Genomic DNA, 23,962 nt, shown 5'->3' on the forward strand with positions numbered 1-23,962 from the left:
TGGCACAGCCTAATATGGGAACACCTCCTGTAGATATCAAATTAAAGGAAGGTCTTCCGCCAAAGCCAGAGACGATGCTGCGTTTATTTTGTGAGAAATTTTTCAAAAATAAATTGGCGGTTGCCGGCTCCGTGATCTTATTGGTGATTATCTTTTCAGCCATTTTCGCTCCAGTAATTGCCCCTTACGCACCAGAGCAGCAAGATTTATTAAAACGACTCCAGCCGCCAAGTGCTGAGCATTTGATGGGAACTGACAAGTTTGGTAGAGATATTTTCTCAAGGGTGCTTTATGGCGCGAGGGTCTCTTTATTAGTCGGTTTCGTCTCGGTGGTCGGTGCGATTACCATTGGCACGGTGGTCGGAGCGGTAGCGGGGTATTTCAAAGGATTTGTTGATTCCTTGTTAATGAGACTTGTGGATGTCGTGTTGTCGATTCCCGATATTTTTCTCTTGATCACGCTCGTTACCATTTTCAAACCGGGCATTGATAAATTGATTTTAATCTTTGCTTTGACCGGCTGGACCACAACCGCGAGACTGATCCGCAGTGAATTTTTATCACTACGAACAAGAGAATTCGTACTCGCAGCAAGAACCATTGGAACGAAAAACCATGTCATCATCTTTTCGCATATTTTACCGAACTGTATCGGTCCTATTATTGTGTCAGCTACACTAAAAGTAGGTTCCGTCATTTTAGCCGAATCAACGCTGAGCTATCTAGGATTTGGCATACAGCCGCCAACAGCGAGCTGGGGCAACATGCTGCAAGATGCACAAAACTTCTCGATTATGGTGCAAGCGTGGTGGTATCCTCTCTTCCCAGGTTTACTGATATTGCTGACCGTTTTATGCTTTAATTTCTTAGGAGATGGACTGAGAGATGCGCTTGATCCTAAAAAGCTGAAGTGAATCTCAATACTTAAGTATCAAAAATATGTATTTTTATAACAAAAAAGGTTGGAAAAGGTATTTTAATATGATACCATAGATTTACAATGAATAAAGAGATTGAGAGGAGAGCTCCTAATTGTCTGCTAAAGTGGAAACACCAATTTCAGATGAAGGCACTGATTTCTTTGGTGCTCAGTATAAAGAAATTTACTCACATCTTTTATCACGTAATGTCGATGTAGAAATTGATTTCATCCGAAGAAAAATCCTTCAAACTTATGATCATCCGCAAATATTAGATTTTTGTTGCGGGCATGGAAGACATCTTCTTAAACTTTGGCAAGAAGGATATCAGGTAGATGGACTAGATCTCAATCAGGATTTTTTGGCGCATATTGAAGAAGTTTCAAATCACGGAGTGACAACTTTTTTAGCAGATGGAAGAGACTTTCAGCCTCCTAGAACGTATGATGTTGTGCTTAATATGGAAACGTCCATTGTCTATATGTCAGATGAGGAAAACATGAAGATGCTTAAAACTATGTATGCATGTTTAAAAGAAGGAGGAACTTTGCTTCTCCATCTTGCAAACAGAGAATTTATAGTTAAATATTTCCATCCGCTTATTTGGTTTGGTGACGAAGAGACAGGCTATGCTTTAGAAAGAAGACAGTTAGACATTGTAAACAGCACCATTAAGATAGACCAAACAAGAATAGTGAATGACAAAACAACTAAACATGTTATTAAGATGAGGTTATACAGTGTCTCAGAAATCACAAATATGTTAAAAGATATTGGTTTTATCGTCCAACAAATTTATGGAGATTTTGAAGGCAATCCTTATACCGTAGAAGCTCACAACATGATACTTTTATGCACTAAATAAAGCATTAAAGGGGGTGAGTCATATGAAAACAAACGTCATCATCATCGTACCAAAATAACTATCTATAGAAAACAAATCATTTATATTTATTCTGTAAAGTGCGTGTAAAAGAACACGCACTTTCTTACGTAAATAATTCAATAGAAGAGAAGATAGAGAGGTTGATTTGATTGATCGCTATCCTGAAACAGCCGCGATTTTTAACCTTTTGTTTGGCGCAACTGATTTCCCGTTTTGGGGACGGTCTGACCACTATTGTCATCCTTTATATTGTTGGGACCACTTCCGATGACCCTTTATTAATTGGATTTGTCTTGTTTTGTCAATATTCACCTATGTTTTTTTTCGGATTGATAGGTGGTGTTGCGGCAGACCATTTTAAAAAACACCATATCATGATAGCTGCCGATTTATTTCGAGCTCTCATATTAATAGGAATGATCTTTAGTATAAACCACCCAGTTTATGTCATTGTTCTTGTTTTTTTATCAGGTATAGGAAGTGCTTTCTTTTATCCAGCACGTTCCTCTTATATCCCGGTTGTAGTAGGGGAGAAAAATATTACAGAGGCAATGGGCGTTTCACAGAGTATTTATTCTGTTATGCAAATTGCGGGACCTGGTATTGCAGGGCTGTTGCTTCTTTTTTTCTCTCCAACTATACTGCTTGTGATCGATATTCTTTCTTATAGTCTATCCGCATGTTTGATTTTGTTAACGGCTGTACTTGTGAAAAAGAAAAATAAAAAAGAAGAAGAGATTTCCTCATCATTTAAAGAAAAACAATGGACGGCGATCAAACTAGGATTGAAGGTTGTATTTCAATCAGCTCCTCTTGCTTTTTTAATCATTTTATTAACACAAGTAATGTTTATCGCTGGTATTTTTAACACAACATCAAACTCTATTTTGCTGCACGAATTTAAAGTGACAGGTTTTCATTTCGGAATGATTGAAGCATTTTCAGGGATCGGTGCCGTTATTGGATCCATTTTAGGTCCATATTTGTTAGGGAAATTAAAACCAGGCTATATCTTAATCACCACGACGATCTTTATGGGGCTTTGGATGATGGCTATCCTGCCGATTGAGTTTTTTGAAACATTATTTGGATTACCCCCAGTCTATCTTTGGATGTTCGGTATAGGATTAATGAACGCTTTCTTGAATGTACCGATTAGCAGTTTATTTCTTGGGCTGACTCCAAATGCCTATAGAGGAAGAGCGATGTCCATTTTACAAATGTTCTCCAATCTTGGTATCATTCTCGGTTTAATCATCGCCGGTATTTTTTCTAAATATATTGGTGTTATATGGATTACTGCCATTTCCGGCGGAGTATTGCTCGCTATCAGTTTATTGTCAATGCGGATGAAAGGTTTTTATGCTTTATTAACTGTCACGAAAGAAAATAAAGATAAACCATCTGATGCCCAGCTTGAAGTTTAATAAAGTTGGAATAATTTCTCTATCCCTTGCCCATACTGTGGACAACAGTTTTTATAAAGTGAGGGATTGGTTATGTTATTTCTTCATGACGTATGGGTGAATTGGTTTGAAGGGGAAGAAAATGGCTACAATGTGTGTCATTTTCATGAGTGGCGCAAGGAGGACAGTGTGGAGCTGTTAGATCAAGTACCTTTACTCAAGGTGCAGAGTCCTTTGTATGATTACATAGAGAATGATCTTTCAGAGCTGCCGAAGACGCTGCTAGAATCTGTTTTTGAGAAATCATATATTCGAAAAAATCATGAACGGCGTAAATTAGAATATTGCTTTGTGGTGACAGACGGCATACGAATTATTGCTGTGGATACGATTGGGTATTCTATTCCTGTGAGGAAAAGCCGCTTAATCCCAAGGCAGGAGCAATTGGTGTATGAAATGGTGAAGGATGTGAAGGCTGAGGAATATGAATTCTCTCAGGACCGTCTTGAGTCGGCGAAGGAGTATCACATTTTGTCTTTGCCGCCGCAGCACATCAGCGGATTAACGAGAAAAGAAAGACAGCTGAAGCAGCTAATGTTTATGGCGCTCGATCAATTAAAAGGTCTTCAAAACAGGGCGGAGATTGCGTATTGGTATACGGAATGGAATCCGCGCATGTACAATCAAATCAAACGAATGTCATTCGAAGAGATTTGGAACATGCTTTACAATGAAACCATTGATGGATGGTCAGAGAATCATTTAGCATTTTGTGAAAAAATGATTAAGGGACAGCCGTTTTTTGAAAAGCTTTGGGAAATGGAAAACGAATCAAAGGTGAATTAGAAAAAGCTTGCAGCGTGATGTGCTGCAAGCTTTTTTTATTTGCGCTTTCTACCTAGACCCATTGCATTCTCCATTTTTTTCAGCATTTTGTTTGCTGCGCGGTTTGCTTTTTCAGCACCTTCGTCAAGAATGCGGTCAAGCTCGTCTGACTCAATGAGTTCATAGTATCGATCTTGAATTGGTTTTAAAGCATCAACGACGACGTTCGCAAGATCTCCCTTAAACTCGCCATACCCTTTGCCTTCATACTTTTGCTCAAGCTCTGCAATCGATATGTTACCTAAGACAGAGTAAATCGTCAGCAAGTTGGCGATCCCAGGCTTGTTTTCTTTGTCGTACTTAACGATGCCTTCTGAATCCGTCACAGCACTTTTGATTTTCTTTTCAAGCTGCTTTGGTTCATCTAATAAGGTAATGAAGGATTTTTGGTTCGGATCGGATTTGCTCATCTTTTTCGTTGGATCTGCTAAAGACATAATCCGAGCGCCTTCTTTTGGAATCTTCACTTCAGGTACAGTGAAGATGTCATTGTATTTGCGGTTAAAACGTTCAGCAAGCGTTCTAGTCAATTCAAGATGCTGCTTTTGATCTTCTCCGACAGGGACTAAATCAGTACCATATAATAAGATATCGCCAGCCATTAATGGGGGATACGTTAATAGGCCTGAAACAACCGCTTCCTTACCAGCGGATTTGTCCTTAAATTGGGTCATTCTTTCTAATTCCCCAATATAAGCAACACATTGCAGCATCCATCCTGCCTGGGCGTGAGCAGGTACCTCTGATTGGATAAACAATGTCGCCTTCTCTGGATCAAGTCCAACTGCTAAATAAAGAGCTGCTAAGCTTCTAATATTTTGGCGTAGGGCTAGTCGGTCCTGGCTCACTGTAATCGCATGTTGATCGACTACACAAAAATAGCCGTGATAATCATGCTGCAAATCGACAAATTGCTTCATCGCTCCAATATAGTTCCCCAATGTCACAGAACCGCTCGGCTGAATGCCTGAAAAAATTTTCTTCTTTGTCATACTAAAACCTCTTTTCTTCAATATAAAAAGGCCCACTCGTCACTTTTCAACAGAAAAGGGACGAATGAACCGTGGTACCACCCTTGTTATTTCACATGGAAATCACTCAAGACGTTGATATCGGAGACTGCTCCGTCTAAGCCTACTGACTTTCAAAAGTGTTCGGTTAGCTGCTCCAAAGCCCATTCCATACATGCCATTATCTGCTCGCACCGGCCGCAGACTCTCTGTTAATGGTGAATATATGTACTCTTCTTTTTCATCGCAACAGTATAATTTAATTCATTATAATTAAGCAAAAATCAAAAGTCAAAGCCTATATATAATAAATGAAGAGCAGAATAAACATTTCAATTAATAAGCTAAAACCTATTATTTTCATGAAGGGAAAATTACTTTGGAAAGATGATGATAAATGTTTGTTTAAATCATCGTCAATAGTGCCCTTTTGCTTGTTTAATGAATCAAATACCTTTCGAAAGCTGTAAGCTGTTTGATCAAAAAAACCACTTTTTAAAGTGATTAACAATAACCATATTAGCAAAGTGATCGATGCTAAATAAAAAGTGATGTTAATCATACTTAAGAGAGAGAGGTGCCCATAAAAGATGAAACTTAAAATAAATACAAGGCAGTTAGAACTAATTAAAAGAATAAAAAATCTGATAACAATCACTCCTGTGCATTAAAACTTTACTGTACTAAAATAGCAATAAAAACATTTAATTCGAGACTTTCACTATATAAGAAAAACGAAACAAGGAATTAAGCAGTTGTTTTAACAAAATTCTTGATATCAGTTTACAATGAATCATGAAGATTGCCAATTGTATAGACAGGATTACTTCTGATTAGGTATTTCAGATCACAAAATCAAAGGGAAATACCCAATTTGTTTCAATTTTTTAATAAATTTATTAAAAAATCATCGAAATATGAAAATTTTCTTAAAAAAATGAATGCACAATTACTTATTTGCTAGTATAATAGTTCCTGTAGTTCATTTATGAAGGGGAGGTCAACAACTAGATGAAAAAGTCTAAATTTTCACTGCTTTTAGTTTTTTTATTGGTGCTGACTATTTTTGTATCTGCATGTTCAGGTAAACAAAGTAGCGACAAGGGCACTGCATCCAAAGATTCAAAACAAGAGGCTACAATTTTAGAATCACAGGAAATGCCTGCGATGGATACAATCCAAGCAAGTGATACAATTAGTTTCACAACTATGAATAACGTTTTTGAAGGTTTGTATCGATTCAACGATAAAGAAGAATTAGTACCTGGTATGGCGGATGGCGAACCAGTTGCTAACAAAGATAAAACAGTCTATAACATTAAATTGAAAGATGCAAAATGGTCTAATGGTGATCCAGTTAAAGCTCAAGACTTCGTGTACGCTTGGCAACGTGCTTTAGATCCGGAACAAAAGTCTGAGTATGGCCCATATATGATGGTTGGTAAAATCAAAAATGCTGATAAGGTTTACAACAAAAAGGCAAAGCCTGACGAACTAGGAATTAAAGCTGTAAGTGATAAAGAATTGCAAATTACACTTGAAAAACCAATTCCTTACTTCCAATCTCTACTTTCATTCCCAACTTTCTATCCAGTGAATGAAAAGTTCGTTAAAGAACAAGGTGATAAATATGCGAAGACTGCAAAAAACCTTGTATACAATGGCCCATATGAACTTTCTTCTTGGGATGGACCACAAGCAACAACTTGGGAATACAAAAAGAATGAAGAATATTGGGACAAAAAGAACGTCTCTATGACAAAACTTACTTTTAAAGTATCTAAAGATCCACAAGCAGCTGTTAACGCATTCGAAGCTGGAGAAGCTGATATTACACCTAAATTATCAACTCCTGCAATCATCTCTCAGTACGAAGGTGATAAGCGAATGAAAAGATTACTAGAACCTACTGTGTTCTGGTTGAAAATGAACCAAGGAAATAAATCACTAAAGAATGAAAACGTTCGTCGTGCAATTGCAACCGCAATTGACAAAGAAGCGTTTGTAAAAGATGTATTGCAGAATGGTTCAGTTGCTGCAAACTATCAAATTCCAAAAGACTTTGTACATGATGAAAACGGAAAAGACTTCCGCGATGGAATGCCTAAATACTTAGAAACAAACAAAGGTGAAGCTAAGAAACTTTTCGAAAAAGGTCTAAAAGAATTAGGAACGTCTAAAGTAACGCTTAACTACTTAGGTGATGATTCTGAGACAGCTAAAACAATCGGAGCTTTCATTAAAGATCAGCTTGAGAAAACTTTACCTGGCTTAGATATCAATATTCAAAGTGTTCCTTTTGCTACTCGTATTGATCGTGATAAGAAAGAGGATTATGATCTACAGATGGCTGGATGGGGTCCTGATTATCTTGATCCAATCACATTCTCTGACTTGTTTATCACAGGTGGTGGAAACAACCACATGGGATACTCTGATAAGAAATATGATCAGCTGTTAAAAGATGCATCTGGTAAATTAGCTGCTAAACCTGAAGAACGCTGGAAAGCTTTACAAGAAGCTGAAAAAGTATTACTACAAGATGACGCAGCACTTTCACCAATTTATCAGAGAGCAACTAACTATCTGATTAATAACAGAGTTAAAGGGTTTGTCATTCACAAGGTTGGACCAGAATTCAGTTACAAATGGATGAAAATTGAAGGATAATTAACAATCTTATAGAAAAGAGAGTGTATTCTCTGAATATACTCTCTTTTTCACTGGGAGAAATATGTCGAAATATACAGAAAAATCAGTTTTATCAGGAGGTGCAAGTATGCTGAAATACTTAATTAGACGGGTCGGCTTCATGGTCGTTACCCTCTTCATCATTGTTTCAATCACTTTTTTCTTAATGAAACTCATTCCGGGTTCTCCTTTTGTTAATGCACAAAAGTTGTCAGAAGCTCAGCAAGCTGTACTTAATGCAAAATATGGGCTAGATCAGCCTATCCCAGTTCAATACTTTCATTACATGATTAATACATTCACTGGGGATTTAGGTGTTTCATTCCAATTCAACAATACCTCCGTAACAGAACTTCTTTCATACCGAGTAGGACCATCTGCTGTCCTAGGCCTTCAAGCGATTATTATAGGAACGATTGTAGGTATCTTCTTGGGAGTAGTTGGAGCTTTAAGGCAGAACACATGGATAGATTATTCTGCTACTTTCTTGGCGGTTATTGGTAAATCAATACCTAGTTTTGTATTCGCGGGATTACTTCAATACTTTATTGCGGTGAAATTGGGATTACTGCCAACTCAATTTTGGAATGGATTCGAGTATACAATTTTGCCCACAATAGCATTAGCTATGTTCCCTATCTCCATTTGTGCACGCTTTATGCGAACAGAAATGGTTGAAGTTCTTGAGACAGACTATATTTTACTAGCAAAGGCAAAAGGAGCAGGCTACTTCGAATTAGCATTTAAGCATGCGATGAGAAATGCTTTGATCCCTGTTGTTACAGTTCTTGGTCCACTAACTGTTAGTTTAATGACGGGATCTCTCGTAATAGAGAAAATCTTCTCAATTCCTGGAATTGGTGAGCAGTTTGTAAAAGCCATTACTGTAAATGACTATCCAGTTATTATGGGAACAACAATTTTATTCGCCGTTCTTTTTGTTGTGGTTGTATTTATTGTCGATATTCTTTATGGAATTATCGATCCGAGAATTCGTGTAGCAGGGGGTAACAAATGATGAAACAGCAAGAAGAAAATATTGATAAAAGTCTATTTGAGCCCGCTGGTGTTGATACATTTTCTGCTGAAAAAATTGAGAAACCTAGTCTAAATTATTGGCAAGACGCATGGCTTAGAATCAAAAAGAATAAAGCCGCAGTTGTAAGTTTGGTGATTTTATTTTTAATTGTATTCATGGCTATAGTCGGACCGTTAATTAGTGGCAAAGATTTTAGTACTCAGACAACGTCTGAAGCGAACCTACCACCTCGAATCCAAGGATTAGAGCACGTTAGTTTTCTTCCATTTACTGGGGATAGAACGCTGAAAAATGGTGATGTGGTCAATCCTTATGAACAAAAAGGAATTGATCATTACTACTGGTTCGGTACGGATAATCTTGGGAGAGATCTATTCACACGAGTGTGGAAAGGAACTCAAATCTCACTGCTTATTGCTGTTGTTGCAGCTGTGATCGATTTAATTATTGGTGTTGCTTATGGTGCTATTTCTGGTTATTTTGGGGGAAAAATTGATAATGCGATGCAACGTGTTTTAGAGGTTCTAATGGGTATTCCCAACTTGATCGTTGTCATATTAATGATTCTCGTCTTAAAGCCAGGGATTATTCCAATTATTATTGCTCTAAGTATTACCGGGTGGATCAGTATGGCCAGGGTTGTACGAGCCCAAGTCATGAAGCTGAAAGAACAGGAATATGTACTAGCCTCTAGAACTTTGGGATTAAGCAACTTTAAAATTATCTTTAAACACATGTTGCCTAACTTAACAGGTGTGATGATTATTAATACAATGTTCACCATTCCTAGTGCAATTTTCTTCGAAGCTTTCTTAAGCTTTATTGGTTTAGGTCTCCAAGAGCCACAAGCTTCACTAGGGACGTTAATTGAAGACGGATTTAAATCAATGATCGCTTTCCCATATCAGATGGTTTATCCAGCAATTATCATTAGTGTTATCATGATCGTCTTTAACCTTGTTGCCGACGGTGTGAGAGATGCACTTGATCCAAAAATGAAAGATTAGTACGGGACGGTGATGATGATGAATAAACAAGAAACTATTCTAAAAGTAAATGACTTAAATATCTCATTTCACACGTTCGCTGGTGAAGTTAAGGCGATAAGAGGTGTGAATTTTGATCTAAAAAAAGGCGAAACACTTGCAATTGTAGGAGAATCAGGTTCAGGAAAATCAGTTACTTCAAAATCAATCATGGGACTGCTTCCTAAATCTAACTCTGAAGTGAAAAAAGGCGAGATTTTGTTTCAAGACAAAAATTTAACAAAACTTTCTGATAAACAAATGCAAAAAATACGTGGGAAAGATATTGCAATGGTCTTTCAAGATCCAATGACCTCTTTAAATCCTACGATGACAATTGGCAAACAAATTATAGAACCTATTTTAAAACATCAAAATACTAATAAAGAAGAAGCTAGAAAAAGAGCGCTTGAGCTACTCAGCCTTGTAGGTATTCCAAAACCTGAACAAAGGTTTAAGCAATATCCTCATCAATTTTCAGGGGGTATGAGACAAAGAGTTGTGGTGGCAATTGCTCTTGCTTGTAATCCAAAAATACTAATTGCTGATGAGCCGACAACAGCGTTAGATGTTACAATTCAAGCGCAAATTTTAGAACTCATGAAGGATCTACAAAAGAAAATTGAAACATCGATTATCTTTATTACGCATGATTTAGGGGTCGTTGCGAATGTAGCTGATCGTGTAGCAGTTATGTATGGTGGTCAAATTGTCGAGATTGGTACAGTTGATGAGATTTTCTATAACCCACAGCATCCTTATACTTGGGGATTATTAAGTTCTATGCCTAGTCTGGACGCAAAAGAGGAGAAATTATTTGCTATACCTGGTACGCCGCCAGACCTTCTAAATCCTCCAAAAGGCGACCCGTTTGCTGCTAGAAATCAATATGCGATGAAAATCGATTTTGAAAAGCAGCCGCCTTTATATCAGGTGTCAGAAACGCATTATGCAGCTACATGGCTATTACATCCTAATGCACCCAAAGTAGAACCTCCTGAATCGATTAAGCAAAGAATGCGACAATTTAAAGCGCAAAAAGGGGGGGATCACATTGAGTGAAAAAGATGTTATTTTACAGGTGAATAATCTTAAGCAATATTTTAATGTGGGCAAACCAAATGAAGTAAAAGCTGTTGATGATGTTAGCTTCGATATTTATAGAGGGGAGACATTGGGACTAGTAGGTGAGTCTGGTTGCGGAAAATCTACTACTGGCAGAAGTATCATTCGGTTGTATAATGCAACAGATGGTGAGGTTATTTTTAATGGACAGAATGTTCATGATAAAAAATCGACTACTGATCTGAAGCAATTTAATCGAAAAATGCAAATGATCTTTCAGGATCCATATGCCTCTCTCAATCCAAGAATGAAAGTTGAAGACATCATTGCAGAAGGTATCGACATTCATGGCCTAGCAAAAACAAAGCAAACACGTAAAGAGCGAGTGTACCAATTGCTTGAAACTGTTGGCTTGAACAAAGAGCATGCAAACAGATATCCGCATGAATTCTCTGGTGGTCAAAGGCAGCGTATCGGAATTGCCCGTGCATTAGCAGTTGAGCCAGATTTCATCATTGCCGATGAACCAATCTCTGCATTAGATGTGTCGATTCAAGCGCAGGTCGTTAACTTAATGAAAGAACTGCAAGAAGAAAAAGGCTTAACGTATTTATTCATTGCCCATGACCTGTCCATGGTAAAATACATCAGCGATCGTATTGGCGTGATGTATTTCGGGAAATTGGTAGAGCTGGCACCAGCGAATGAATTATACGAAAACCCGCTTCATCCATATACAAAATCATTACTATCTGCGATTCCGCTTCCAGATCCAGATTATGAGCGTAACCGCAAGCGAATCAAGTATGATCCTTCCGTTCACAAAGGAACAAACACTGATTTCCGTGAAGTGAAGCCAGGTCACTTTGTGAACTGCACAGAGGAAGAATTCAAAGAGCTTCAGGCAAAACAATCATAAGAAGGAAGAAGCACTGCTATGTCAGTGCTTCTTTTTTTATTTTACAAAAAAACAAGATGATGGTAATTTCTAGTTAACAACAAGCGGGTTCTAGGAGGAAATCAAATGTCGATATGGAAGACGTTTCGCTATTCATTCTTTCACTTTCTCATTGTATTCATGCTTTTTTCAACGTCTTTTTTGAGAAAGCCAAATGGAGGGCAGTGGATGCTCATATTTATGGTGCTCATTGGCATCTTGTCTTTTTCCGTGGAATATATGCTTCACCGGAAAACAAGCAATCAGAAAGAGGAAGCAAGGCGCATGAAGTATCTTTATTTCATCATGTTCCAAACTGGGATGACACTCATCCTGTTTGTCTGTTTTCAATTACTCATGAATCGTTCGATATAAAACTTTTTTCTGTTGTTTGAAAAAAAGTGAAACTAGAGGAGACTTTGCTGCGTCTTACTAGTACAGGCGTTTAAATAGCAGGAAATCGGGAATATATAAGGAAGTGGTTCTTCACTATATCATAAGGAGCGGATCCATGAATTGGTATGAAAAGCTCAGTGAATACTTCCCGATAGAAGAAATGAAGTCAAAAGAGCATATGGAAGCTTTATTAAAGGAAAGAAGTGAAATTTATCATAAGGAAGAAGGGCCTCATCATGTGATGATGTACGCCGAATTTGATTCTTTCATCTTTATTGATTATTTATTTGTTTCCAGAGATGCAAGAGGTGAAGGCCTCGGATCAAAGCTCATTCATAAGCTGAAGGAAAAAAAGAAACCGATCTTGCTTGAGGTCGAGCCTGTAGATGAAGATGATGCAGATACTGCAAAACGCCTAAAGTTTTACCAAAGAGAGCACTTCAAGCATGCCGAATCAATCGGTTATAAACGCAGGTCACTTGCAACAAATGAAGTGAACCGCATGGAAATCCTTTATTGGTCGCCTCTTACAGATAATGAGGAAGAAATGATGGAGGCTATGAGGAAGACCTATGAACGAATCCATACGTATAAAGATGAAGAATGGTATGGGCAGTCGTATGAGGATGTTGATGATGTTGAAGGTCATTGAAAATAGAAAACAAAAAAATATTTTCGATCATCTCGACTAAATGAGAATGTTCAGACATCAAGCAACACCACAAAATGAATGAAATTGTCTAGTTTTTGTCACAAAAATTGCAAGAATATCTGTTCACACTTACTTTTTTATAGTATAATCACTATAAAGATTACTTATTTAGAACAATTTTAATTTAAGAATACAGATCAATATTCATTCTACAAATTGAGGAGTGAAGATTTATGGTAACATTATACACATCACCAAGCTGTACATCATGTAGAAAAGCAAGAGCGTGGTTAGAAGAGCACAATATTCCGTATCAAGAGAGAAACATCTTTTCAGAGCCTCTTTCAATCAATGAAATTAAAGAAATTCTTCGAATGACTGAAGACGGTACAGATGAAATTATCTCAACACGTTCAAAAGTATTTCAAAAGCTAAATGTGAATGTTGAGACAATGCCTCTTCAACAATTGTATAAACTGATCAATGAGCATCCAGGTCTTTTAAGACGTCCAATCATCTTGGATGAAAAAAGACTACAAGTTGGCTACAATGAAGATGAAATTAGACGTTTCCTTCCAAGAACGGTTCGTACATTCCAACTAAGAGAAGCTCAGCGACTTGCTAACTAATAGAAAAAACGAAAAGCTGCCGATCATTTGGCAGCTTTTTTTATTTGTTTTCAGCCGTTTGTTCGTAAAACAGGCTGGCTAAAATGACCATTACGACTGTTAAAAACGGAAGCATCAATTCAAGAGTCGCATGCTGAGCCATAAATTCATTCAATTTCACATCACGAACAATCATTTCACCGCCAGTAAAAGCCAAAAGAGCACTTCCTCCGTATAATAGATACGGAAATTTGGTGAAAGCGGCATGAATTAGCTTACTTCCCCAAATAATAATCGGTACTGAAATCATTAGGCCAAAAGCGGTCAGCAGCATGTTGCCTTTTGCCGCTCCTGCAACTGCAATCACATTATCAAGTGACATAAAGAGGTCGGCAATCACAATGGTCTGAACCGCACGCCAAAGGGAGCCGCTGCTTTTAATGCGAATCGATTCTTTCTTTTGTTCAATTAACAAATTGTATCCTATATAAAGGAGAAAAAGTCCGCCGATAAATTGCAAATAAGGGATGGTCAATAAATAAACTGCGGCACCTGTCATTGTTATTCTCATCAGCACTGCCAAAAGTGTGCCGATCCATATGGCTTTATTGCGTTTGTCATTTGACAAGCTGCGGCTAGCCATCGCAATGATCAACGCATTATCTCCGCCTAAAATCAGATCGATGCCAATAATCATCAGTAAGGATATGATCCACTCTGTTTCCATCCATTTCACCTCATGTCTAATAGAGCTCGTACAACCAATATATGAAGACAATTCAAATATATGTTTCTTTAAGTTTTCTCTGCAAAAAATGCGTTTTTATTTCTTTTATTCATGTTTTATCATAAAATAGACAGTACAAAGAAATACCTCAATTCTTTAAAAGGTTAACATGTAGACGGAACGGGTAAAGTGTAGTAAAGTACTATTAATTGGGAGCTTGTATGTCCCTTCAACATCTTATATAGAAGGGAAGGTTGGCAAAATGGAAATTGAAAGAATTAATGAACATACAGTGAAATTTTATATTTCCTACGGTGATATTGAAGACCGCGGATTTGACCGTGAAGAGATTTGGTATAATCGTGAACGCAGTGAAGAGCTGTTTTGGGAAGTAATGGACGAAGTACACGAAGAAGAAGAATTTGCAGTTGAGGGACCGCTTTGGATTCAAGTGCAGGCACTTGACAAAGGTCTTGAAATTGTCGTGACGAAAGCCCAACTTTCTAAAGATGGACAAAAGCTCGAATTGCCGATTCCAGAAGATAAAAAAGATCAAACAGATGAAGAAAGTCTAGACGCACTGCTTGATGATTTTCAAAAAGAAGAGCAGGATCAAGAAGACGATAATGAGAAGGACAAAAAACTTCAACTTCAATTTGTGTTGAAAATGGATGACTTTGAAGATTTGATTGCACTTTCTCAATTAAATATGCAGGATTTTACCACAAGTTTATATTCGTTTGAAAACCGTTATTATCTATATGTTGACTTCCACGAGGATTTGTCAGATGAGCAAGTGGAGAATAAGCTCAGCATTTTGCTTGAATATGCTCATGAATCAGTGGTCAGCATTTACAGACTGAAAGAATATGGTCAGCTGATTATCGAAGGAAATGCCCTTGAAACGATTCAACAGCACTTCTCGTAACCAACAAAAGTCGATTTCTATAGAGGAATCGGCTTTTTTATCTGAATGAATCGGTAAATAAAGAGATCGGCAAGGAGAAAATGAAATGAGAAATTTAGTCAAAGTTCTATTTTTTCTTATCATTACGATAGGTGCTTATTTAGTCATTCAATTAATTGCCGGTGATTTAGCGGTAAGTGTATTAAGTTCTGTCAGTGTTCTATTCACTTTATCGATTATCTTCATCGGGTTTGTCATATTCTTGGAGAACCGGAATCCATCTCAAACGATTACGTGGCTTGTCCTGCTTGGCAGCTTTCCGTTATTTGGCTTTTTGTTCTATATTTTCTTTGGACGCAATATCAAAAAGCGCCGGTTGTTTGAAAAGAAAGCCATCCTGGACGAACAGTTAATCCAGGAAGATGAACATATTCATAGAGAAGCAATTGAGAAAATGACGCATATGGGTGATCATCAGCAGCTCTTATTTAAGCTGGCCCACAGACTTGGACATACCCCTATTACGTATCGCACGTCCTCTAAAGTCCTGACGAATGGAGAAGAAACATTCTCTCATATTTTTGAAGAAATCAAAAAGGCGACACATCACATTCATTTAGAATATTATATTCTCCGCCACGATGACCTTGGACAAGAATTAAAAGATATTCTCATTGATAAAGCGAAAAATGGCGTGATTGTCCGCTTTTTATATGACGATGTAGGGAGTTTAAAGCTCTCTCGTCAATATATTGCTGACCTCGAAAAGGCTGGCGTTCAGATCGTTCCATTTTTACCCGTGAGGCTGCCTCTGTTAAATAATAAAATCAATTTCCGAAATCACCGAAAAATTGTCGTGATTGATGGAGAAGTTGGATTTGTTGGCGGGCTAAACATTGGAGACGAATATATGGGCAGAAGCAGACAATATGGATTTTGGCGTGACACCCATTTGATGATTAAGGGTGAAGCTGTTCGTGACCTGCAGCAGATTTTCATGCAGGATTGGTACTATATGACGAATGAAAGATGCGCAGGTGTGGACTACTTTAAAGATTTCAGCCACCTTGAAAGCACAACACAAGGCGTACAAATGATCGCTGGCGGACCTGATAAACAGTGGGAGGTCATTAAAAATCTCTTTTTCTCCATGATTATCTCTGCCAAAAAGTCTATTTGGATCGCTTCACCATATTTTGTGCCGGATGATGATATTTTGTCTGCATTGAAAATTGCTGCATTAAGCGGAGTAGACGTACGGATTATTGCACCGAAGAATCCAGATAAACGGATCGTCTTCCATGCGTCCCGTTCATACTTCCCGGAGCTTTTAGAAGCAGGGGCAAAGGTGTATGAATATGATCAAGGCTTTATGCATAGTAAATTTATCATTGTGGATAGTGAGCTGGCTTCGATAGGAACGGCCAACATGGATATGAGAAGCTTTCATTTGAATTTTGAAGTGAATGCCTTCCTCTATAAAACGAAAAGCACTGAGAAGCTCGTGAACGACTTCTTAGGTGATTTAGAGCAGTCGCACGAGATTGTCCCAGAAGAATTTGCAAAGAGACCGTTAAGGGTAAGACTCTTTGAATCAACAGCAAGATTATTATCGCCATTACTATAAAGATTGTATTTCCCCCCTTTTTTATGAGGGGGTTTTTTCATTTTCCTCAGGAAAACAACAGTAAAATCATGTTTTCACACAATAAAAATTCATTTCACCTATTCGCTCTCTTATAGATGAAAAAGCTATAATACGGTCAACAAAGACTAAGGGGCGAACTGAATGAATACAGCGATCATGGATAATGGAAAACTTATTCGAATTACACATCACTTATCTAAAAACAGGTTGGAGCATGTCAGGACGACGTGCAAATTTTACTGCCCTGAATGCAGGGAAGAAGTGCAATTAAAGCTTGGTGAACAACGTGTTTATCATTTTGCACATAAACAGCTGACAACATGTCCACTAGCCTCAGGCGAAACGGCATATCATCAGGCGGGGAAAGAAGCCATTATGAATTGGCTTCAGCGGCTTGGACATAAACCGGTGCTTGAAAAGTATGTGTCAAAGATTCATCAGCGTCCTGACGTGGCCGTCTCTATTGGAGGAACAAGCTATGCAATCGAATATCAATGCTCAAATATTTCACGGCAAGAGCTCCGTAAAAGGACAGCAGGACTCCGCGAAGCAGGGCTCTTCCCTATATGGGTCATAGGAGCAAATCGTTTAAAGCGAAAATCTGCCCAGCTCTTTTCCTTCTCCTCCATTCATTGGAGAATGTTAAGGGAATCACAGAAAGGAAGTCTGATTTTTTATTGTCCGCTCCAGAATCGATTCATCCATCTTGCTCAACTCCTTGTATTTCAACCAACGAAAATATGTGCTGCCATGACTGTCAGACCGCCAACAGCATACCGCAAACTTTCGGATATTCTATCGCCGCCCTCAAGCAAGCGTCAAGTCTACAAACAATGGCTAAAATGTATACAGCAATTTAGGCAGCGGCCTCCTCGCATTTTATCAAATGAAAGCAAACGGTTGAGAGACGTTTTTTATGAGCATCATCAAACAGCTTTTCCTTTTCTGCCAACTGAATTATTTATCCCGCTGAAAGAAGCGTATATCTTCACAAGTCCCGTTTATGTCTGGCAGGGGTGTCTATATGATTGGATAATAAGGAAAAAAGGAAGCAGTCCAGTGACGATTCAACTGCTGATGAAAGAAATCAAGCGGTGTATCCAGATGAAAGAAGTAAAGCTTCGATATGGCGATGTTTCAATAGAAGAAATAAAAGAGGTCATCACTGCATATGTTCATGCGCTTGTTAGACAAGGGTTTTTACACATGACAAAAGAGGGTAATTATGAAGTAGCGTCAAATCAAATGCCAATACAAACAGTAGATGAAGCGTTCAAACAAGATACTTTCTTATTTCATTAGCATGTTTCATCCCCACTTTGATCATGATAAGAAAAAGGTGGTGCTGCGATTGAATAGAAAGAAACGCTTTTTTCTCATTTTTTTAGTCTGTTTGGTATTTATTTCTGCATATGATTTGACAAATATAGTTCAAAACAAAGAAGATAAATACAACACCAATTTCTTTCACTTTCCGAAAGGTTGGTTCAACACAACTTATGCAAGGGGGATTCATATGACTTCACAAAGCAAAAACAACCATTTACCAGACAGAAGCGAAGTAAAAGAAGAAAACAAATGGCGACTTGAAGATATTTTTGAAAGCGTCGATGCATGGAACAAGGAATTCGAAGCGGTCAAAAAAGAAATTCCTAAGCTCGCCCAATTTAAAGGCAAGCTCGCCCATTCTGCTGATGTACTGTATGAAGCCCTAACCTTTCAGGATCAGCTTTCTGAAAAGCTTGGCAAGCTTTATACATATGCGCACATGAAATACGATGAGGATACAACTAACTCATCATTTCAAGCGCTGAATGATAAAGCATCGAATTTATTTACACAACTCTCTAGTACTTCTGCTTATATTGTTCCAGAGATTTTGTCGATTCAAGAAGATAAATTGCAGCAGTTTATTCTGGAAAAAGAAGAATTAAAACTGTATTCCCATGCTCTTGAAGAAATTAATAAAGAACGTCCACATATTTTAAGTGAGGAGCAAGAGGCCTTATTAGCTGAGGCATCTGAACCTCTCTCAACTTCATCTACTACTTTTAGTATGTTTAACAATGCTGATATTTCGTTCCCTTCTGTAAAGGATGAAAATGGGGAAGAAAAGAAAATTACCCACGGCAACTTTATCACATTTTTAAACAGTGATGACCGTGAAGTGAGAAAGAATGCCTTTAAAGCTGTGTATAAAACGTATGATCAGTATAAAAACACGCTTGCTTCGACACTGAGCGGTTCGATTAAAAAGGATAATTTTTATGCAAAAGTACGAAATTATAAATCGGCTAGAGAATCAGCACTATCTCGAAACAGTATTCCAGAAGAAGTATATGACAATCTAATTGATACAGTTCATCAATATTTACCGTTATTACACCGTTATATTGAATTGCGTAAAAAGGTGTTAAAGCTTGATGAAGTGCACAATTATGACTTGTATACACCACTTGTAAAAGATGCTGGCATGAAGCTAACCTACGATGAAGCAAAGGATTATATGCTAAAAGGGTTAGCGCCATTAGGAGAAGAATATGTGTCCGTGTTAAAAGAGGGACTCAATAATCGCTGGGTAGACGTTTATGAGAATAAAGGGAAACGTAGCGGTGCGTATTCATCTGGAAGCTATGGCACAAATCCTTATATCCTCATGAACTGGCAAAATAATATTGATAATTTATTTACACTGGCTCATGAATTTGGGCACTCTGTTCATAGCTACTATACAAGAAAGCACCAGCCATATCCGTATGGAAACTATAGCATCTTTGTAGCTGAAGTAGCTTCCACGACAAATGAAGCGTTACTAGGCGAATACCTGCTGAATCATCTAGATGATAAAAAACAGCGTTTGTATGTGTTAAATCACTTGCTAGAAGGATTTAGAGGAACGGTGTTCAGACAGACGATGTTTGCTGAGTTTGAGCATTTGATTCATGTGAAAGCACAAGAAGGAGAGGCTTTAACGCCAGAATTCATGACGAACCTTTATTACGACCTGAACAAGAAGTATTTTGGAGACGGCATGGTTGTGGATAAAGAAATCGGATTAGAATGGACGAGAATCCCTCACTTCTATTACAACTATTATGTCTATCAATATGCAACAGGCTATAGTGCTGCACAGGCATTAAGCAAGCAAATCTTAGAAGAAGGAAAACCTGCGGTGGAGCGCTACACAGACTTCCTTAAAGCAGGCAGCTCTGATTATCCAATCAATGTGCTGAAAAAAGCGGGTGTTGATATGGCTTCCAAAGAACCAATAGAAGCAGCATGTCAATTGTTCGAAGAAAAATTAAAAGAAATGGAAGAGCTCATCTCTAAAACGGGTGAGTAATGAAAAGACTTCTGTCAGACGTGTGAGTGCATACTCATCTTTTGACAGGAGTTTTTTTCACAAAAAAGACCTCTTCACATGAAGAGGCCGCAGATTTTAGCCCTTTGTCTTCTTTTCAGCTTGATAGAAAACCTTTGAAGTCTAGGAAGAACGAGTACTGGCGCGGAGCGAATTTGACATTCGTGAGCACCAGCACGCAGGACTGACAACGAATGCGAGGGTTTGTCTACATGCTGAGACCTCTTCGTATGAAGAGGCCGATCCTTATCATCAACCTTTAAATCCCTTAAAGGTCTTCCGGTGGTTCAGTCGATAAAGTGTAAAAAGTATTGCAGCAAATAAGAGTGGCGATGTGAGATAAAGAGGAAGCATTTTCATTAAGCCTAATATGTTTAAAAAGAAACATAAGCCAATGGAAACAAGTCCAATGGTTGTGCTGCGCATGCAGATCCCTCCATTTTTTCATTACTTTCACTATATGAAAGTGACAACCCTCTTATGTTTTGTGACAAAAATATGAACATATAGTATATCTGTTGTCATAAGTCGACAAAATTTGATATACTAAAGATGTGAAATTAATCACATACAAACATTACCCCTTTGTTTGACCGTGAAAAATTTCTCCCATCCCCTTTGTTGTCGTTAAGACATAGTGAAACCGCGCTTATCCCGGCGCGGTTTCTTCGTGGTTTAAAAAAGAACAAATGTTCCTTTTTGAGGTAAAGAAAAAACATGGGTCAGCACCCATGTTCATTCTCACAGCGATAGACATCAAGATCTGAATGATGATCATCTTCTTTATAGCGCCAAAACATTTCTTGATGCACTTGTACACGTTCGACTTTTTTAGCGAAAGCTAGCTTTTTCATTTCTCGTTCAACTTCTTCAAGTGTCAGGTCATAAACAACCGCAATCTCTTTGGCAGATGCAAATTGAAAGTAAGCAATAAACCATTCAATTGGAGGCCGTTCTGAAGGGGTTGGTTTTTCACCAATCATTTCAAAAAGGATTTCCTCGTATATATCATAAGAGTACGCACCTGAAATTTTTAATCCTTCGTCTCCGTTTACTGTATTAAAAAAGGCAAAGGTCGGAAGCTCAGACACGTCCATTTCAGCGGCAATTTTCATATCACATTTTAGTGCTTTGACAGCACTTTGAGAATGAATATCGCGCTGGAATTCCTCGATGTCTAGTCCAGCGCTTTTTGCATTTTCTAGCAGTACATGTTCACTTGTAACATCTTGCTGATGGCAAAAAAGTGATTCTTGAATGAGACGCAGAAATTTCATTCCGCATTTTCTACCTTGAAGTTCAGCCGCTTTTAATGCAAGCGAGGCGAGATAAGGTGAAGTCACAATTTGTTCAGACAGCATTTGTTCTTTTTTGGTCTGAGTTTTGGTCGCAAATTTCCCCCACGCTTCGGTCAGTAAATGCTTTTTACGTTTTCGATTCAATGCATTAATACTAGAGCTTGTCACCGTTCGTAAAGTGAAAAAACGGCCGTACTTCATTTTCAATTTTTTAATGGATGGCTCTAATAACCAGCAGTCTGGACTTAGAGGGTCAATGAATACATAAATTTCAATCGGCTTTTGAGGATGTCCGTGACAGTGTGAGAAATATTGATCGTGCGTATTGCAGCTCAAGATCGTCCATCCTTTTCAGGTGTTTGGTTGACCATATGACGAGCCGTTAAAGAAAGCCGCTCAAATAAAAAGTCACGAATATCGCCGGTTAATCCTACTTGATCCATTGCATCCTCCATGCATTCAAGCCATGCGTCAGCCCGCTCCTCAGTAATCGGAAAAGGGAGATGTCTCGCCCGTAGCATGGGGTGGCCATGCTCCTCTGTATAAAGCGAGGGTCCGCCTAAATATTGCGTTAAAAACTGTTTTTGTTTTCTTGCTGTTTCTTTTAAGTCATCCGGGAAAATAGGATGAAGCAAAGGATGACACTTTACATTTTCATAAAAAGTATCAACAAGTTGCGATAGAAGTTCCTCTCCAACCGCTTCGTAAGGTGCGTTAAACGATTGTACCATGTTGACTACTCCTTTTACTCGTAGTTAATAGGATGAAGCGCCCTATTGTGAATTCATTTATTTCAAAAGTGATATTCAGTTTGTTCTATTTTAATGTTTCTATTCTTGTACTTATTTTAACAACCTCATCTCAATTCCACAAACAAACCGCTTTGGTCTATTGGAAATAAGGGGAGAGGCGGGTTCCGTGATCAATTGACCATATCATAACACATTCAGTCAAAAAAGGGTGAAAAGCGACATACAAAAAACCGAAGAGGTTATTCTCTTCGGTTTAAGCGAAATATTGTGCTGTAATTTTCTTTACATAATTTTGTGTTTCTTTAAATGGTGGAATGCCGCCGTATTTATCAACATTTCCTGAGCCTGCATTATAAGCAGCTAAGGCGAGTGAGACATTTCCATTATATTTCTGAAGCATTTGTTTGATATACTTCGTGCCGCCTTCGATGTTCTGAGCCGCATCAAAGGCATTATTCACGCCAAGTGATTTAGCTGTAGATGGCATAAGCTGCATGAGACCAAGCGCGCCTGCATGGCTGACCGCATTCGTACGATAGCCGGATTCTTGCTTGATGACCGCATGAATCAGCTTTTCTGGAACACCATGTTTTTGAGCCATTTGTGACACAATTTGATTAATTTCTTTTGATGATGAGCCGCTTGAAACAGCCTTTTGAAGCGGCGGCGTGTAGCTGTTGTTTAAGACATTTCCAATACCATTCGCTGTATTCAATTGAGCGTCATTCGCATATGAAGGTTGAGCTTGAAGCTGCTCACCGCCAGCGATAGCAGATAAGTATGGGTTTGTACGCGCGTATTGCGTGTTCGGAGCCGTTGATGGGTCCGTTCCCATAAATGCAGAAATTGAAAGCGGCAGGCGTGATAATTCTGATCCGCCTAAAAAATCTTGCAGCAGCGATTGAAAGGAAGCTTGAGCATTCGATTCTTGGCCGCCCGGCATTTGCGTTTGTCCAGGTTCTGATTGTAATGTTTTAAGCGCTTGGAGCTGCATAAAGGATTGAAGTTGATTGACGTTCATCATGTTCCTCCTTCAAGGAATTCATCTATTTCTGTGTTTTCATTTTCTCTTCATAAAAACGTACGACTTTGTTTTTCGTGTTTCGTACAGGGATTTGGAATTTTTGGAGCAATGCGGAGAATGCGGCTTGTCCGATTTCCAGGTCGCTCACTTCAAATTCAAGTTCATAGTCCTCTACTGTTAAATATCGGCTGTGATCCAAAACAATTAAGCCTTCTTTGATCATTTTTTCAGCTCTTGACGTTTCAAGTGAACCAAAATACACAATTTGATCCTTTTGAATGTTCAGATGGTCTAGCCTATCAGCCACTTCACCTTTTGGTAGCTGAAAATCGTCAAGGCTTGAAGGAGGAGCGATCGTTTGGTGGGTTTCGAGCAAGCCTATTTCGTGTGGTTCCTTTAACGTGAGAACCCACTGACCGTTTTTTTCTCTCATTCTTAATGCAGCGAATTGAGATTTTATATCAAATTGAGGTGTATCAAAGTAATGGTTGGTTTGCGTGTGAAAATCCGAATTCTTCAATTGAAAATGTTGTTTCAACTGTTCAAATTCTTCTTTCATTAACAATTGCTTTAGTTCTATTTCAATTTCCTGTGCCATTTTGACATCAACCTTTCATTTAGAGGAAATATGATTATTGTACATGAAGTATGTTCATCATGTAAAAGACTGTTTTTATCTATTATTTCTCTTTCCATATGTGCCAAAATCAATGGATAATTACGTG

The 23,962-nt window shown here is 38.2% G+C and carries 23 protein-coding genes, 2 pseudogenes and 1 other annotated feature; of the genes and pseudogenes, 17 read left to right on the forward strand and 8 right to left on the reverse strand.

What is annotated here, in order from left to right; all coding sequences use genetic code 11:
- Nucleotides 1-14: 14 nt before the first annotated feature.
- From opp4C to NST39_RS06075, 4 genes are all read left to right on the forward strand, one after another.
- Entirely contained in the window at nucleotides 15-914 is a 900-nt protein-coding gene (opp4C, locus tag NST39_RS06060; RefSeq protein WP_106064987.1) for an oligopeptide ABC transporter permease, read from the forward strand.
- 118 nt (nucleotides 915-1,032) lie between these two features.
- Nucleotides 1,033-1,785, forward strand: coding sequence for an SAM-dependent methyltransferase (locus NST39_RS06065; RefSeq protein WP_341027497.1), 753 nt, complete (start codon nucleotides 1,033-1,035; stop codon nucleotides 1,783-1,785).
- Nucleotides 1,786-1,955: 170 nt separating this feature from the next.
- Nucleotides 1,956-3,233, forward strand: a complete 1,278-nt coding sequence (locus NST39_RS06070; protein ID WP_341027498.1) for an MFS transporter — start codon at nucleotides 1,956-1,958, stop codon at nucleotides 3,231-3,233.
- 72 nt (nucleotides 3,234-3,305) lie between these two features.
- Nucleotides 3,306-4,058, forward strand: coding sequence for a YjbA family protein (locus NST39_RS06075; protein ID WP_050945290.1), 753 nt, complete (start codon nucleotides 3,306-3,308; stop codon nucleotides 4,056-4,058).
- Between the two features lie 35 nt (nucleotides 4,059-4,093).
- Here NST39_RS06075 and trpS read toward each other — a convergent pair whose 3' ends face one another.
- Both trpS and NST39_RS06085 read right to left on the reverse strand, forming a co-directional pair.
- The gene (gene trpS / locus NST39_RS06080; protein ID WP_341027499.1) at nucleotides 4,094-5,089 is read right to left on the reverse strand and encodes a tryptophan--tRNA ligase; all 996 of its coding nucleotides are present in this window, start codon (nucleotides 5,087-5,089) and stop codon (nucleotides 4,094-4,096) included.
- 53 nt (nucleotides 5,090-5,142) lie between these two features.
- Nucleotides 5,143-5,361, reverse strand: a binding site (T-box leader).
- Between the two features lie 44 nt (nucleotides 5,362-5,405).
- On the reverse strand, nucleotides 5,406-5,669 hold the full coding sequence (locus NST39_RS06085) for a DUF3899 domain-containing protein (RefSeq protein ID WP_341027500.1): 264 nt from the start codon (nucleotides 5,667-5,669) through the stop codon (nucleotides 5,406-5,408).
- A 449-nt stretch (nucleotides 5,670-6,118) separates the two neighbouring features.
- Here NST39_RS06085 and NST39_RS06090 point away from each other — a divergent pair, with 449 nt between their 5' ends.
- The 8 genes and pseudogenes from NST39_RS06090 to spxA all read left to right on the forward strand — a co-directional run bounded on the left by NST39_RS06090 (nucleotide 6,119) and on the right by spxA (nucleotide 13,541).
- The gene (locus NST39_RS06090) at nucleotides 6,119-7,777 is read left to right on the forward strand and encodes a peptide ABC transporter substrate-binding protein (RefSeq protein WP_111912296.1); all 1,659 of its coding nucleotides are present in this window, start codon (nucleotides 6,119-6,121) and stop codon (nucleotides 7,775-7,777) included.
- A gap of 109 nt (nucleotides 7,778-7,886) precedes the next feature.
- The gene (gene opp3b / locus NST39_RS06095; RefSeq protein WP_111912298.1) at nucleotides 7,887-8,816 is read left to right on the forward strand and encodes an oligopeptide ABC transporter permease; all 930 of its coding nucleotides are present in this window, start codon (nucleotides 7,887-7,889) and stop codon (nucleotides 8,814-8,816) included.
- Nucleotides 8,816-9,844, forward strand: coding sequence for an oligopeptide ABC transporter permease (gene opp3C / locus NST39_RS06100; protein ID WP_341027501.1), 1,029 nt, complete (start codon nucleotides 8,816-8,818; stop codon nucleotides 9,842-9,844). The genes opp3b and opp3C overlap by 1 nt, the downstream gene beginning before the upstream one ends.
- Before the next feature lie 18 nt (nucleotides 9,845-9,862).
- Entirely contained in the window at nucleotides 9,863-10,924 is a 1,062-nt protein-coding gene (locus tag NST39_RS06105) for an ABC transporter ATP-binding protein (RefSeq protein ID WP_341027502.1), read from the forward strand.
- A 10-nt stretch (nucleotides 10,925-10,934) separates the two neighbouring features.
- Entirely contained in the window at nucleotides 10,935-11,846 is a 912-nt protein-coding gene (locus NST39_RS06110; RefSeq protein WP_445662392.1) for an ABC transporter ATP-binding protein, read from the forward strand.
- Between the two features lie 105 nt (nucleotides 11,847-11,951).
- Nucleotides 11,952-12,239 (forward strand): hypothetical protein, encoded by a 288-nt coding sequence (locus NST39_RS06115; RefSeq protein WP_341027504.1) that lies wholly within the window; start codon nucleotides 11,952-11,954, stop codon nucleotides 12,237-12,239.
- Between the two features lie 136 nt (nucleotides 12,240-12,375).
- Nucleotides 12,376-12,952: pseudogene (locus tag NST39_RS06120) on the forward strand (GNAT family N-acetyltransferase).
- A gap of 193 nt (nucleotides 12,953-13,145) precedes the next feature.
- On the forward strand, nucleotides 13,146-13,541 hold the full coding sequence (gene spxA / locus NST39_RS06125; protein WP_341027505.1) for a transcriptional regulator SpxA: 396 nt from the start codon (nucleotides 13,146-13,148) through the stop codon (nucleotides 13,539-13,541).
- Nucleotides 13,542-13,581: 40 nt separating this feature from the next.
- On the opposite strand, the gene NST39_RS06130 is transcribed toward spxA, so the two are convergent.
- Nucleotides 13,582-14,247 carry a TerC family protein gene (locus tag NST39_RS06130; protein WP_003211565.1) on the reverse strand — a complete coding sequence of 222 codons (666 nt, stop codon included), beginning with the start codon at nucleotides 14,245-14,247 and terminating at the stop codon, nucleotides 13,582-13,584.
- Nucleotides 14,248-14,422: 175 nt separating this feature from the next.
- Between NST39_RS06130 and NST39_RS19965 the strand changes: the two are divergent.
- The 5 genes and pseudogenes from NST39_RS19965 to pepF form a co-directional block, all read left to right on the forward strand.
- Nucleotides 14,423-14,543, forward strand: a pseudogene (locus NST39_RS19965) (hypothetical protein); the annotation flags it as partial.
- Nucleotides 14,510-15,175, forward strand: a complete 666-nt coding sequence (gene mecA, locus NST39_RS06135) for an adaptor protein MecA (RefSeq protein ID WP_034619997.1) — start codon at nucleotides 14,510-14,512, stop codon at nucleotides 15,173-15,175. The pseudogene NST39_RS19965 and the gene mecA, both read left to right, overlap by 34 nt.
- A gap of 85 nt (nucleotides 15,176-15,260) precedes the next feature.
- Entirely contained in the window at nucleotides 15,261-16,781 is a 1,521-nt protein-coding gene (gene cls, locus NST39_RS06140) for a cardiolipin synthase (RefSeq protein WP_003212118.1), read from the forward strand.
- 162 nt (nucleotides 16,782-16,943) lie between these two features.
- The gene (locus NST39_RS06145; RefSeq protein ID WP_341027506.1) at nucleotides 16,944-18,104 is read left to right on the forward strand and encodes a competence protein CoiA; all 1,161 of its coding nucleotides are present in this window, start codon (nucleotides 16,944-16,946) and stop codon (nucleotides 18,102-18,104) included.
- Between the two features lie 214 nt (nucleotides 18,105-18,318).
- Nucleotides 18,319-20,145, forward strand: coding sequence for an oligoendopeptidase F (gene pepF, locus NST39_RS06150; RefSeq protein WP_284906233.1), 1,827 nt, complete (start codon nucleotides 18,319-18,321; stop codon nucleotides 20,143-20,145).
- Nucleotides 20,146-20,415: 270 nt separating this feature from the next.
- On the opposite strand, the gene NST39_RS06155 is transcribed toward pepF, so the two are convergent.
- The 5 genes from NST39_RS06155 to NST39_RS06175 all read right to left on the reverse strand — a co-directional run bounded on the left by NST39_RS06155 (nucleotide 20,416) and on the right by NST39_RS06175 (nucleotide 23,835).
- A complete protein-coding gene (locus NST39_RS06155) occupies nucleotides 20,416-20,589 on the reverse strand; it encodes a hypothetical protein (RefSeq protein WP_226805021.1) in 174 nt (57 codons plus the stop codon).
- Nucleotides 20,590-20,885: 296 nt separating this feature from the next.
- Nucleotides 20,886-21,797 carry a ClpXP adapter SpxH family protein gene (locus NST39_RS06160; RefSeq protein ID WP_044139627.1) on the reverse strand — a complete coding sequence of 304 codons (912 nt, stop codon included), beginning with the start codon at nucleotides 21,795-21,797 and terminating at the stop codon, nucleotides 20,886-20,888.
- Entirely contained in the window at nucleotides 21,794-22,192 is a 399-nt protein-coding gene (locus tag NST39_RS06165) for a globin domain-containing protein (RefSeq protein ID WP_003211417.1), read from the reverse strand. Before NST39_RS06165 ends, NST39_RS06160 begins: the two co-directional genes overlap by 4 nt.
- 274 nt (nucleotides 22,193-22,466) lie before the next feature.
- Nucleotides 22,467-23,234: a lytic transglycosylase domain-containing protein gene (locus NST39_RS06170; protein WP_217012893.1), complete on the reverse strand. Its 768-nt coding sequence runs from the start codon at nucleotides 23,232-23,234 to the stop codon at nucleotides 22,467-22,469.
- 25 nt (nucleotides 23,235-23,259) lie between these two features.
- Nucleotides 23,260-23,835, reverse strand: a complete 576-nt coding sequence (locus NST39_RS06175) for a CYTH domain-containing protein (protein WP_341027510.1) — start codon at nucleotides 23,833-23,835, stop codon at nucleotides 23,260-23,262.
- Between the last annotated feature and the right edge of the window lie 127 nt (nucleotides 23,836-23,962).

This window comes from Bacillus sp. FSL W8-0645 (assembly GCF_038007905.1).
Lineage (GTDB): Bacteria > Bacillota > Bacilli > Bacillales > Bacillaceae > Bacillus > Bacillus pumilus.

Excerpts from the sequence above, each read along its gene's own strand:
- NST39_RS06165 (WP_003211417.1), bottom strand. The coding sequence starts at position 22,192 with ATGGTACAATCGTTTAACGCACCTTACGAAGCGGTTGGAGAGGAACTT.
- trpS (WP_341027499.1), bottom strand. The coding sequence starts at position 5,089 with ATGACAAAGAAGAAAATTTTTTCAGGCATTCAGCCGAGCGGTTCTGTG.
- NST39_RS06155 (WP_226805021.1), bottom strand. The coding sequence starts at position 20,589 with ATGCGCAGCACAACCATTGGACTTGTTTCCATTGGCTTATGTTTCTTT.
- spxA (WP_341027505.1), top strand. The coding sequence starts at position 13,146 with ATGGTAACATTATACACATCACCAAGCTGTACATCATGTAGAAAAGCA.
- NST39_RS06075 (WP_050945290.1), top strand. The coding sequence starts at position 3,306 with ATGTTATTTCTTCATGACGTATGGGTGAATTGGTTTGAAGGGGAAGAA.
- pepF (WP_284906233.1), top strand. The coding sequence starts at position 18,319 with ATGACTTCACAAAGCAAAAACAACCATTTACCAGACAGAAGCGAAGTA.
- NST39_RS06175 (WP_341027510.1), bottom strand. The coding sequence starts at position 23,835 with ATGGCACAGGAAATTGAAATAGAACTAAAGCAATTGTTAATGAAAGAA.
- cls (WP_003212118.1), top strand. The coding sequence starts at position 15,261 with ATGAGAAATTTAGTCAAAGTTCTATTTTTTCTTATCATTACGATAGGT.
- opp4C (WP_106064987.1), top strand. The coding sequence starts at position 15 with ATGGGAACACCTCCTGTAGATATCAAATTAAAGGAAGGTCTTCCGCCA.
- NST39_RS06085 (WP_341027500.1), bottom strand. The coding sequence starts at position 5,669 with ATGATTAACATCACTTTTTATTTAGCATCGATCACTTTGCTAATATGG.
- mecA (WP_034619997.1), top strand. The coding sequence starts at position 14,510 with ATGGAAATTGAAAGAATTAATGAACATACAGTGAAATTTTATATTTCC.
- NST39_RS06115 (WP_341027504.1), top strand. The coding sequence starts at position 11,952 with ATGTCGATATGGAAGACGTTTCGCTATTCATTCTTTCACTTTCTCATT.
- NST39_RS06130 (WP_003211565.1), bottom strand. The coding sequence starts at position 14,247 with ATGGAAACAGAGTGGATCATATCCTTACTGATGATTATTGGCATCGAT.
- opp3b (WP_111912298.1), top strand. The coding sequence starts at position 7,887 with ATGCTGAAATACTTAATTAGACGGGTCGGCTTCATGGTCGTTACCCTC.
- NST39_RS06145 (WP_341027506.1), top strand. The coding sequence starts at position 16,944 with ATGAATACAGCGATCATGGATAATGGAAAACTTATTCGAATTACACAT.
- NST39_RS06170 (WP_217012893.1), bottom strand. The coding sequence starts at position 23,234 with ATGAACGTCAATCAACTTCAATCCTTTATGCAGCTCCAAGCGCTTAAA.
- NST39_RS06105 (WP_341027502.1), top strand. The coding sequence starts at position 9,863 with ATGAATAAACAAGAAACTATTCTAAAAGTAAATGACTTAAATATCTCA.
- NST39_RS06090 (WP_111912296.1), top strand. The coding sequence starts at position 6,119 with ATGAAAAAGTCTAAATTTTCACTGCTTTTAGTTTTTTTATTGGTGCTG.
- opp3C (WP_341027501.1), top strand. The coding sequence starts at position 8,816 with ATGAAACAGCAAGAAGAAAATATTGATAAAAGTCTATTTGAGCCCGCT.